This is a genomic window from Thermalbibacter longus (assembly GCF_023806485.1).
GTDB classification, from domain to species: Bacteria; Chloroflexota; Chloroflexia; order Thermomicrobiales; family Thermomicrobiaceae; genus Thermalbibacter; species Thermalbibacter longus.
Map to the genome: position 1 here is coordinate 88,274 of NZ_JAMSLR010000009.1, position 11,967 is coordinate 100,240.

Annotated in this window: 7 protein-coding genes; 1 reads left to right on the forward strand and 6 read right to left on the reverse strand. The window is 67.9% G+C overall.

The features are described 5' to 3' along the window. Positions 1–18: 18 nt before the first annotated feature. The 6 genes from NET02_RS12450 to NET02_RS12475 all read right to left on the reverse strand — a co-directional run bounded on the left by NET02_RS12450 (position 19) and on the right by NET02_RS12475 (position 11,102). The gene (locus tag NET02_RS12450) at positions 19–2,664 is read right to left on the reverse strand and encodes a M16 family metallopeptidase (RefSeq protein WP_284057748.1); all 2,646 of its coding nucleotides are present in this window, start codon (positions 2,662–2,664) and stop codon (positions 19–21) included. A 232-nt stretch (positions 2,665–2,896) separates the two neighbouring features. Next, positions 2,897–5,686 carry an aconitate hydratase AcnA gene (gene acnA / locus NET02_RS12455; protein ID WP_284057749.1) on the reverse strand — a complete coding sequence of 930 codons (2,790 nt, stop codon included), beginning with the start codon at positions 5,684–5,686 and terminating at the stop codon, positions 2,897–2,899. Positions 5,687–6,128: 442 nt separating this feature from the next. Further along, positions 6,129–7,160 (reverse strand): XdhC family protein, encoded by a 1,032-nt coding sequence (locus tag NET02_RS12460; protein WP_284057750.1) that lies wholly within the window; start codon positions 7,158–7,160, stop codon positions 6,129–6,131. A gap of 189 nt (positions 7,161–7,349) precedes the next feature. Further along, positions 7,350–9,695 (reverse strand): aerobic carbon-monoxide dehydrogenase large subunit, encoded by a 2,346-nt coding sequence (locus tag NET02_RS12465; RefSeq protein ID WP_284057751.1) that lies wholly within the window; start codon positions 9,693–9,695, stop codon positions 7,350–7,352. A gap of 4 nt (positions 9,696–9,699) precedes the next feature. Then, positions 9,700–10,209 (reverse strand): (2Fe-2S)-binding protein, encoded by a 510-nt coding sequence (locus NET02_RS12470; RefSeq protein WP_284057752.1) that lies wholly within the window; start codon positions 10,207–10,209, stop codon positions 9,700–9,702. Positions 10,210–10,226: 17 nt separating this feature from the next. After that, positions 10,227–11,102, reverse strand: coding sequence for an FAD binding domain-containing protein (locus tag NET02_RS12475; protein WP_284057753.1), 876 nt, complete (start codon positions 11,100–11,102; stop codon positions 10,227–10,229). 288 nt (positions 11,103–11,390) lie between these two features. Here NET02_RS12475 and NET02_RS12480 point away from each other — a divergent pair, with 288 nt between their 5' ends. Continuing rightward, on the forward strand, positions 11,391–11,948 hold the full coding sequence (locus tag NET02_RS12480; protein WP_284057754.1) for a Uma2 family endonuclease: 558 nt from the start codon (positions 11,391–11,393) through the stop codon (positions 11,946–11,948). Positions 11,949–11,967 lie beyond the last annotated feature (19 nt).

The following is an 11,967-nucleotide window of genomic DNA, read 5'->3' on the forward strand; positions in this document are numbered from 1 at the left end:
ATCTCCCTCCCAGCCAGATTATGCCACCGGGGTGGGCACGGTCTCCCCCGCAGGCGCCTCCGGCCCGGCCACCGCAATCGCCATCCGCTCCGGGTCGAGGTACCGCCGTGCGACCTGCTGGATCTGCTCAGCCGTAATGCTCCCGATCAGATCCGGCAAACGATCGACGTAGTCCAGTCCCAGACCGTAGCAGGCGAGGTCGAGGGCCAGGGAGGCGATCGCGCCGCTGGTTTCCAACCCCAGCGGCAGGCTGCCGAGCAGATATGTGCGGGCATCGCTGAGCTCGCGCTGGTCAACCGGTTCTTCGCGCAGGCGGATCACCTCGGCGATGATCTGCTCGATCGCGCGCTCGATGTTGACCGGGTTGACGCCGGCGTACGCCATCCAGAGACCTGGCCCGAGGCCGGCCTCGAGCGTGCTGCTGGCGTAGTAGGCCAGCCCGAGACGCTCGCGCACGCTGGCTCCCAGCCGGCCCATCAGGCCGAGACGGCCGAGGACGATGTTGGCCAGCCGTAGCGTCTCGTAGTCGGGGTGATGACGAGGAATGACCGGCAAGCCGAGCGCGATGTCGGCCTGGCTCTTGCCGGGCAGGCTCTCCCGACGGCGCACCCGGCCAGGGGGCGGTTCGACCGGCGGGATGGCGAGCTCCGGCGCCTCACCGGGTTCCCAGCCCGCGAACGCCGCTTCGATCAGCCGCCAGGCTTCCTCGACTGGCACCCCACCGGCAACGGCGAGGTACGCTCGGTCTGGCCGGTACAAGCGACGGTGGAAGTCGACCAGCTCCTCGCGGGTCGCGTCGCGCAGTCGCTCCTCGGTGCCGAGCACCCGGTGGTGGTAGGGGTGCCCCGGCGGGTACAGCAGGCTGCGCAGCGTGTAATCGGCCTGAGCGCGCGTGCTGTTGAGCGCCTGGCGTAGCGCGGTCAGCGCTTGGGCGCGCACGCGCTCCAGCTCGTCTTCGGGGAAGGTCGGCCGCAAGGCGACTTCGGCTAGCAGCTCGACGATGCGCGGCAGATCGTCGCGCAGGCAAGTCGCGCTGACGTCGACGGCGTCGCGCCCCACGCTGACCGAGAGCGCAGCGCCGAGCGCGTCGAGCTCCTCGTTGAGCGCGTCGAAGCTGCGGGCCTCGGTGCCGTGGGTCAGCATCTGGCCGGTGAGGTAGGCGGTGCCCGGCCGGTCACCGTCACGGGCGGCTCCAGCCGGGAGGCGTAGCGCGACGGCCGCCACCTCGCTGGTCGGGTCGTGGTGGCCGAGTAAGGTCAAGCCGTTAGCCAGCCTGTCCTGCCGGATCGTCAGGCTTACCCGGGGATAGATGACAGGCTCGGGGCCGGGATCGACCAGGAAGTGCGGCCGCGCGGCCAGCAGTTCGGCTGGCGGTGCGGCACCCAACGTTGCCCCAGCCGGTTCAAGCCAGCCGACGGTGCGTCGCTCCGGCACGAGGCAGGTGTTGGCCACTCGCAACAGCTCGTCCGGCGTGACGCTCTCGAGCTCGTCGAGCAGTGCGTCCGGGTCGCGCTCCGGCGCGACGGTACGAAGCATGCCCAAGTAGTAGCCCAGCGCGGTGACCTGCTCGTGTGCCTGCGCGAACTGCGCGCGGAGCTGGCGGATCGCCCGGGCCAATTCGTCTGGCGGTACTGGCTCCTCGCGCACCCTGGCCAGTTCGCGCTCGACGATGGCTTCGACCTGGCCGGGATCGGCCGTCGGCGTGAGGGTGGCCGAGACGGTGAACAGGTAGGGGTCGATAGTGAGGGCGAAGCTGGAGGCGGCGCTGCTGCACAGGCCGCTCGAGACCAGCGCGCGGTAGAGTCGAGAGCTTCGACCCATACCCCCGCCGCCGAAGCTAACGGGCTTGGCGCCGGACAGAACAGTATCGAGTACAACCAGCGCCGGGGCGTCGGGACTGGCGGCAGGGGGAGCGTGCCAGGCCATGAGCAGCACCGGCGTCGGTGCTGGGCGGCGCACGGTCACCCGCCGCTCGCCCCACTGCTCGGGCTCGCGGGCGCGCACCGCCGGCGGCTCGGGGCCGGCGGGGATCCGGCCGAAGGGGTCTTCGACCGAACGGAGCATCTGCTCGGCGTCGAAGTCGCCCACGAGCACCAGCGTGGCGTTGTTAGGGGTATAGAACGTGCGATAGTGGCGGTAGAGCTCCTCGCGAGTGATGGACAGGAGATCTGCGCGGTGCCCGATCACCGGCTGGCCGTAGGGGTGTGCCCGGAAGGCGGCGGCGAGCACCTCTTCGCGCAGGAAGTAGGCGGGCTGGTTCTCGTTGCCTTCGCGCTCGGATAGGATGACCGTCCGCTCGCGCTCGACCTCGGCGGGGTCGAAGGCGGCGTGCTGCGTCCGGTCGGACTCGATCTCGAGGGCTAGCCGGACGGCGGTGTTCGGTAGGGTCTCGAAGTAGGCCGTGTAGTCGATCCAGGTGAAGCCGTTCAGGGTACCGCCCCAGCGGTTCACCTCGCGGAAGATGCTGCCCGGTGGGAAGCGGGGCGTGCCCTTGAAGAGCATGTGCTCCACCCAGTGGGAGATACCAGTGAGGCCGGGCGGCTCGTTGCGCGAGCCGACGCGGTACCAGACCCAGCAGGAGACGACCGGAACCCGATGCAGCTCCCTCAGGACGACGGTGAGGCCGTTATCGAGCCGGGCGGTGATGGTGGTCGGACTGGCCATGCGCGCGATCCTTCCGCGTTCGGGCGGTCACGAGACGCCGGGCTCGATGATGCCAGCGGGCTGCCTTCGGTGCCAGCGGGTAGCGCACGAGTAGCCGGCGGGGGCGGGTTCGAACCAGGAGGGGCAGCCAGGTGGCTGAGCGGATGCCTATCGCGACATATCCCTCGCTATACTCCGTACCCGGGAACTCAGCCACCCGGCCCCACCGAGCCGGCTACTGCGCCTACCCTGTCTACTCTGCGCGCAACAGCCGCCGCAGCACGTACTGCAGGATGCCGCCGTGCCGGTAGTACTCGACCTCCGTCGCGCTATCGACCCGGGCGATCACCTGGAACTCTGCGGTCGACCCATCAGGCCTCGTCGCCCGCACGCGCAGCAGCTCTCCCGGTTCCAGCCCATCGGCGATGCCCAGCACGTCGAAGACCTCGTGGCCCGTCAACCCCAGGCTCTCGGCGCTCTCGCCCGGCAGGAACTGGAGCGGCAGGATACCCATCCCCACCAGGTTGCTCCGGTGGATCCGCTCGTAGCTCTCGGCGATGGTGGCCCGGACGCCCAGCAGCATCGGCCCCTTAGCAGCCCAGTCGCGCGAGCTGCCGCTGCCGTACTCCTTGCCGGCGATGACCAGGAGCGGCACGCCCTCCGCCTGGTAGCGCGTCGAGGCCTCATAGATCGTCATCAGCTCGCTGCTCGGGAAATGGGTCGTCCAGCCGCCCTCGCGCCCACCCGCCAGGCGGTTGCGCAGGCGGATGTTGGCGAACGTGCCGCGTACCATCACCTCGTGGTTGCCCCGCCGCGCGCCGTAGCTGTTGAAGTCCTTCGGCTCCACCCCACGAGCGATCAGGTACTGGCCGGCCGGGCTGTTGACCGGGATCGAGCCAGCCGGGGAGATGTGGTCAGTCGTCACCGAGTCGCCCAGCACCGCCAGCACGCGGGCTCCGCGGATATCGGCCAGCGGCGGTGGCTCCAGCGGTAAATCCTTGAAGAACGGTGGCTCCTGAATGTAGGTCGAATCAGGCTCCCAGGCATAGAGGTCGCCTTCGGGTACCGGCAACGAGCGCCAGTGCTCGTCCCCGGTGAAGACATCGCGGTACCGCTCGATGAACAGCTCCGGCCCGATCGCCTTTTCCATCGCCTCGCGGATCTCCTGCGGCGTGGGCCAGATTTCCCAGAGGTAGACCGGCTCGCCATTCGGGTCGTAGCCGACCGGCTCGGTCGTGAGATCGATGTCCATCCGACCAGCGATGGCATAGGCCACCACCAGCGGCGGCGAGGCGAGATAGCTGGCCCGCACCTGCGGGTGGATCCGTCCCTCGAAGTTGCGATTTCCGCTCAGCACCGAGACGACGACGAGCTCGTGATCCTGCACCGCCTGGGCGATCGGCGTCGGCAGCGGCCCGCTATTGCCGATGCACGTCGTGCAACCGTAACCGACCAGGTGGAAGCGCAGCGCCTCCAGGTACGGCAGCAACCCAGCCCGTTCGAGGTACGCGGTCACCACGCCTGAGCCCGGTGCCAGGCTCGTCTTGACCGCCGGGCTTACGTCCAGCCCTCGCTCGACCGCCTTCTTCGCCAGGATTCCAGCGCCGAGCATGACCTCGGGGTTGGACGTGTTGGTGCAGCTCGTGATAGCAGCGATCACCACCGAGCCGTGGCGCAGCTCGACATGCCGGCCATCCAGCCGCACGTCGACGGCCTTCGGGCGGGGATCGACCGGAACCACTGGAGCGCTCGGCTCTTCTTCCTCGTTAACCGTCCCGCCCTCCCAATCGAAGCGCTCAGCCTCCTCCTCAGACGGCTGTGGCTCCGGGAACTGATCGGGGAAGGCCGCTCGCAGGCTCTGGCGCACTTCGGAGAGCCGCACACGATCCTGCGGCCGCCGTGGCCCCGCCACGCTCGGCTCGAGCGTTGACAGGTCCAGCTCGACGACCTGGTCGAAGAGTGGCTCCGCGCTGTCGTCGCTGCGGAAGAGCCCCTGCTCCTTGGCGTAGGCTTCGACGAGCTGCACGTGCCCCTCGCTGCGGCCGGTGAGCCTGAGGTAGCCGAGCGTCTCCTCGTCGATCGGGAACATCACTGCCGTTGCGCCCATCTCCGGCGCCATGTTGGAGATGGTCGCGCGGTCGGGCAAGCTGAGGTAGCGAAGCCCCGGGCCGAACACCTCGACGAACTTGCCGACCACGCCGACCTTGCGCAGCAGCTCGGTGACGGTGAGCACTAGATCCGTGGCGGTCACGCCGCCCGGTGGCTGGTTCACCAGTCGAAGCCCGACGATCTCCGGCATCAGAAGGTAGATCGGCTGGCCGAGCAGCACCGCCTCGGCCTCGATGCCGCCGACTCCCCAGCCCAGCACCCCCAGGGCATTGATCATCGTCGTGTGCGAGTCGGTGCCGACGAGCGTGTCCGGAAAAGCGACGGGCACTTCCCCGACGCCGCGCACCGTCACGACCGAGGCCAGGTACTCCAGGTTGACCTGGTGCACGATACCGGTGCCTGGTGGTACGACCCGGAAGTTCCGAAACGCCTGCTGGGCCCAGCGGAGCAGGGCGTATCGCTCGCGGTTGCGCTCGTACTCGCGCTCGACATTGCGGCGGAAGGCGATGTTCGTTCCGAAGACATCGACCTGGACGGAGTGGTCGATGACCAGGTCGGCCGGCACCAGCGGGTTGGCCTTCGCCGGATCGCCGCCGAGCCGGGCCATCGCCGCGCGCATGGCGGCTAGATCGACGACAGCCGGCACGCCGGTGAAGTCCTGGAGCACGACGCGCGCGGGCAGGAAGGGAAACTCCCTCCCCTCCTTCAGGCCAGGTCGCCATGCAGCAACGAGATCGACGTCATCCGTGCTGAATGGAGGGCTGCCGGCGTGCCGGAGCACGTTCTCGAGCAGCACCTTCACCGTGTAGGGAAGCCGCTCGAACCCGGCGGCAATCCGATCGGCAATCGCCGCCAGGCGGTAGTACGCTACTTCTCCCTCTGGGGTCACTAGCGTCGCGCGCGCTCCCAGGGGGTCGAGGTTCCGGTGCTCCATCGCCTGCCTCCCTAGCTCTTCCGGCTCCTGTTCGCCTGCTCGCCGGCCAGGCGTTCCCTGATCCGGCAGCCCGATGTCGATTACTACTTTACCCGCTCGCACCACCGTGGAAAGAGCGTCTCGAGCCAGCAGTCGCGGCCGCATCCGGCATCAGCGAGCAACATGTCTAACTTTTCCCGACAGACAGGCACAGGGTTTCTGCCTAGACTAGCTGGCGTAACGGGATAAGCCGGACGACCTGACGAGGCGGTCTTGGCTCGTTCCCAAGCTGCTGGTCCATCCCTTGCCCCTCTCGGATCGGCGGCAACAACCTCAAAATGCCTCTTTCTTCCCCCTCTTCACCCCTGTGTCGGGACAGCGGTAAACACTCCGCTGTCCCGCCCCGTTTGTGCAGCCTATCACAATCTTCACGATGCCGGCTGGACCAATCGGGGGCTGGACGTTAGGCCCCTGCGCCGGGGTGAACGTATTCGGCGGGGTTAGCGAGGAAATGCCGTCGACAGGCCGGGCAACAGAAGTAGTAGCGCCGCCCCTGGTACTCGGCCGTGTGCCGCGCACCAGCGATCTCCACCGTCATGCCGCACACCGGGTCGACCGCGGTCGATGGCTCAGCCGGCTCGCGCAGCTCTGGTATGCCGCCCGCGAGAGGTTGCAGTGCCGGCTTGTGCGCGATGATCTCGGCCAGAATGCTCACCGCGATCTCCTCAGGGGCAACCGCGCCGATGTCCAGGCCCGCCGGGGCCTTGACTCGTGAGAGCAGATCAGGCGGAAGTCCCGACGCCTCGAGCGTTGACCGAACCGCGTCGAAGCGCCGGCGACTGGCGACGAGCGCCACGAACCCAGCCCCGGCCTGAAGCGCCCGCTCGACCGCCTCCTCGTCGTACTGCCCCATAGTGGCGACTACCGCGACCGTCTGCCGGCCGCGCACCAGCTCGTCGATATCGAGGGTGGCCAGCGTCAGGTCGGCCTCCTCGACCGGCCCGACCGTGCCAGGCCGAACCGCCACTACCCGGTAGCCCATGGCGCGCCCGAGCCTGATCAGCGCCTGCGCGACGGGGCTCTCGCCGAAGACGAGGAGCTGCAGCGCAGGCAGGAACGGCTCGAGGAAGACCTCCAGCGCCCCGCCGCTGTGGCAGGTCATCGGCACGACCACCACATCGCGGCGGTCGCTGGCGAGCTGGCCTTCCGGATCGAGCCGCAGAATGCGCGATCGCCCGTCCGCCAGTGCCTTGAGTGCCTCCTGGATGACCGCCGGCTGGGCACAGCTTCCCCCGACCCAGCCGAACAGCGCGCCATCGGCAGTGACGATCCCCTTCGCACCGGGCTTGGCCGAGGTGGGCCGCTGGCTCCAGATCACTGTGGCCAGCACGAAGGGCCGGCCGGCCTTTTTCAAGGCTGCGGCCCGTTCGAAGATATCCTGCGAGAGCATTGGCCCGCTCGCGGCGAGTGGCCGGCCGGCCTCGTCGATCGCCATAGGGCTGTCTCCCGGACGCGAGCCAGGGAAGCTCCGATCGCTTCACACATGGTAATTATGCCAACTGAGTCCAGTTGTTCTGTCGACGTGCGGTTCTACCGGTACTCCCCTGGCCATGCCACGACGCACTCTCTGCACCGGACGGGACGCCGGACAGAGGGCCGCTTCCTCCAGGTGCGGTCTTCCCTGCTACTCAGCGACCCCCTTCTCGAGCAAGATCTGGTAGACCTTGGCCGGCGTGATCGGGATGTCGATGTGGCGCACGCCCAGATGGCTCAGCGCGTCGACCACCGCGTTGACGATGGCCGGCGGAGCGCCGATGGTCGGGCTCTCGCCTACCCCCTTCGCGCCCAGCGGGTGATGCGGTGACGGCGTCACGGTCTTATCGGTCTTCCAGTGCGGCGTCTCCATCGCCGTGGGCAGCAGGTAGTCCATGAAGGTGCCGGTGAGCATGGTGCCGTTCTCGTCGTAGACGATCTCCTCGAAGAGCGCCGGGGCTAACCCCATGGTCAGCCCGCCGTGAATTTGCCCCTCGACGATCATCGGGTTGATGATGGTGCCGCAATCGTCCACGGCCAAGAACTCCCGTACCTTCACCTGACCGGTGCCGCGGTCGATATCGACGACGCACACGTAGGCGCCGAAGGGGAACGTCAGGTTGGGCGGGTCGTAGTAGCAGACCGCCTCCAGGCCACCCTCTAGACCTTGCGGGAAGTTGGTGTAGGCGGCGAAGGCGATCTCCTGCATCGTCTTGAACCGATCCGGGGCGCCCTTGACCCGGAAGGCGTAGTCGCGCCACTCAAGGTCGTCCGGGCTCACCTCGAGCAGGTGGGCAGCGATGAGCCGGGCCTTCTCCCGGATCTTGCGCGCAGCCACCGCGGTGGCCGCGCCGGCAGTCGGCGTGCTGCGGCTGGCGTAGGTACCGAGCCCGTAGGGCGCGGTGTCGGTGTCACCGTGCTCGACGATGATGTTCTCAACCGGCAGGCCCAGCTCCTCGGCCACGATCTGGGCGAAGGTCGTCTCGTGGCCCTGGCCCTGCGTCTGCACGCCGATGCGGACGATGGCCGAGCCCGTGGGGTGGACGCGGATCTCGGCGCTGTCGAACATCTTGATCCCGAGGATGTCGAACGTGTGTGACGGGCCGGCGCCGACGATCTCGGTGAAGGTCGAGATGCCGATACCCATCAGCTCCCCGCGGGCGCGCCGCTCGGCCTGCTCGCGGCGCAGCTCCTGGTAGCCGATCGCGTCGAGCGCCTTCTGCAGCGTGGCCGGGTAGTTGCCACTGTCGTATTCCCATCCGGTCGGCGACTTGTAGGGGAACTGCTCCGGCCGGATGAAGTTCTTAAAGCGGATCTCCGCCGGGTCCATGCCCAGCTCGTCGGCTAGGATATCCACCATCCGCTCGATCGTGTGCACCGCCTCGGTAACCCGGAACGAGCAGCGGTAGGCCACACCGCCGGGCGGCTTGTTGGTGTAGACTCCGTCGACGGCCACGTGAGCCGCTTCCATATCGTACGAGCCGGTGCAGACGCTGAAGAGACCGGCCGGGAACTTCGACGGGTTCGCGGCGGCGTCGAACGCGCCATGGTCGGCGACCGTGTGCACGCGCATGGCCCGGATCTTGCCGTCCCGCGTGGCGGCCAGCTCGGCGTGGATGTGGTAGTCGCGGGCGAACGTGTCGGCCTGGAGGTTCTCCGAGCGGTCCTCGATCCACTTGATCGGCTTGCCCAGCTTCAGCGCCGCATAGGTGGCGATGACGTAGCCGGGGTAGACCGGTACCTTGCCGCCGAAGCCACCGCCGATGTCCGGCGAGATGATCCGGATCTTGTGCTCGGGGATGCCGCTCACCAGCGAGAAGACAGTGCGGTGCGCGTGCGGCGCCTGGGAGGTCATCCAGATCGTCAGCTTGTCCGTCGCCCGGTCGTAGTTGACCACGCAGCCGCAGGTCTCGATCGAGCAGACGTGGATGCGCGGGATGTAGAGATCCTGGCTGACGACGACCTGGGCTTCCTGGAAGATGCGGTCGGTCTTCTCCTTGTCGCCCGCCTCCCAGTGCCAGATGTGGTTGGTCTTCTGCTCGCGATCCGGCCGGACCAGCGGCGCGCCGGGCTCCAGCGCCTTGAACGGGTCCAGCACCGGCGTCAGCGGCTCGTACTCGACCTCGACCGCCAGCACCGCATCGGCCGCCGTATAGCGATCGGTGGCGACGACCGCCGCCACCTCCTGGGCGTAGTAGACGACCCGATCGGTCGGCAGCACCATCTGGCGGTCGCTCATCAGCGTCGGCATCCAGGCGAGCCCGGCCTTCTCCAGCTCGGCGCCGGTGATGACGTCGACGACGCCGGGCATGGCGAGCGCCTTGGATGCGTCGATCCGCTTGATGCGGGCGTGCGCGTAGGGGCTGCGCACGATGTCGAGGTAGAGCATGCCGGGGAGCTTGATGTCGTCGACGTAGGTGCCCTTGCCCCGGATGAAGCGGGGATCCTCCTTGCGCTTGACCGGATGGCCGAGGCCACGGATCGGCGTGGTTGTCATGGGCTTACTCTCCTCCCGCGATGCCGGCGGTGGCCGGCGCAGTCTCGCGCATCTTGCGCGCCGCGTACTGGATAGCCTTGACGATGTTGACGTAGCCGGTGCAGCGACACAGGTTCCCTGCGATCGCCTTGCGGATCTCCTCCTCGCTGGGATCCGGATTCTCCTGGAGCAATGCCACGGCGGTCATTATCATGCCGGGCGTGCAGAAGCCGCACTGGAGGCCATGCTCCTCCCAAAAGCCCTCCTGCACCGGGTGAAGCTGGCCGTCGCGCTCGAGCCCCTCGACCGTCTGGATCTCGCCGCCGTCGGCCTGCACGGCGAAGACAGTGCAGGACTTGACCGGGCGACCGTCCCAGAGGACCGTGCAGGCGCCGCAACTGGTCGTGTCGCAGCCGATGTGGGTGCCGGTGAGGTTGAGCACGTCGCGGATGAAGTGGACCAGCAGCATCCGCGGCTCTACCTCGGCCTGGTAAGGCTGGCCATTGACCGTGAGCTGGATCGGGACTCTCTCCATCGGATTCCCTCCCTCTGTCAGCTTGCTGCCTGTGCCCGGCTCAGCGCGGCCTCGAGGGCACGGAACGTCATCGTGCGGGCGACCGCACGCTTGTACTCGGCTGGCCCGCGCAGGTCAGTAGTGGGATCGGCCGCCTTGGCTGCGAGCTCGGCGGCCGCGCGGAAGAGCTCGCCAGACGGCACCTGGCCGAGCAGTGCGTTCTCGGCCTCCGCGGCGCGCAGCGGCTTGTAGTACACGTTGGTGAGCCCGATACCGGCACCGGCGATCTTGCCAGCCTCGTCGAGGACCAGGAAAACCGCCGCAGCCGCCACTGCGTAGTCGCCCACCTTGCGCTCGAACTTTACGTATGCTCCGCCGGAACGCGGCGGGGGCGCCGGCACCCGGATCTCGGTGAGGATCTCGTCCGGGCCGAGCGCCGTGGTGAAGGTGTCGACGAAGAAGTCGTCGATCGGGATGGTCCGCTCGCCGCCCGGCCCGCGGGCAACCACCTCGGCCCGGAGCGCCAGCATGGTTGCCGGGTGGTCGTTGGCCGGGTCGCCGTGGGCCAGGTTGCCGCCGATGGTGGCCAGGTTGCGGACCAGCGGGTCGGCGATGACCTCCGCGGTGTCGGCGATGATCGGGTAGCGCTGGCGGATGAGCGGCGAGCGCTCCAGGGCGACCTCGCGCACCAGCCCGCCGATGGCGAGGATGCCGTTGCGCTCCTCGATAGCGTCGAGGCCCGGGACGCGGTTGATGTCGACGATGACGGCAGGCTCGGCGAGGCGGAACTTCATCATCGGGATGAGGCTCTGGCCGCCGCTGAGCACCTTGGCCTCACCGCCGTACTGCTGGAGCAGCGCGATGGCCTCCTCGATCGATGCCGCCCTGCGATAGCTGAACGGTCCTGGGATCATGGCTCTGACCTCCTCCCCGGTTTGCCGACAACCCTGAGAGGATCGCCTGGGAATAACGCGCCGAGCGCGGCGAGCGTCGCTTGTGGGTCTCCTCGGTTGTCGCGCGTTATTTTCTCTAGGGATAAGTTTACCGAGGTCCGGACTGTCCCAGTACCCTACCAGCGCGGGCTCAGCGTCCACCCGGATGGAGGTCTCCCTCCCTCCATTCGCAGGGTTGGACCTCGCGAGTGGCCTGGGAGAGCATATCGCCGGGCGAACCGGTAGAATAGCGCCGACAGGAGGCATCGCATGGCCGTGCATGCGCTCAAGCACCGGTTTACGGTCTCGGAGTACCGCCGGATGGTGGAGGCGGGCATCTTCGGTGAAGATGACCGTGTCGAACTCCTCGAGGGAGAAATCGTCCAGATGAGCCCGATCGGCAGCCGACACGCGGCATGCGTGGCTCGGCTTACCACGCTCTTGGCCCGCCTCCACGATCGAGCGATCCCCTGGGTGCAGAACCCCGTCGTGCTGGGCGAATACTCGGAGCTTCAGCCAGATATCACGCTGCTGCGCTTCCGCGAAGATTTCTATGCCCAGACGCTTCCCGGCCCACACGACGTCCTGCTGCTCATCGAAGTCGCTGACAGCTCGGTGGAGTACGACCAGGAAATCAAGGTGCCACTCTATAGTCGCGCGGGAGTGGCCGAGGTCTGGCTGGTGAACCTCGTGCAGCAGCGGGTAACCGTCTACGGGGCTCCCTCACCCGTGGGCTACCAGGAGGTTCGAGTCGCGACCCCGGGCGAGACGGTGAGCCCCCGCAGCTTCCCAGAGCTGGAGATCAGCGTCGGCGAGCTGCTGGGCTAACCTCGCGACGGCATCGGGC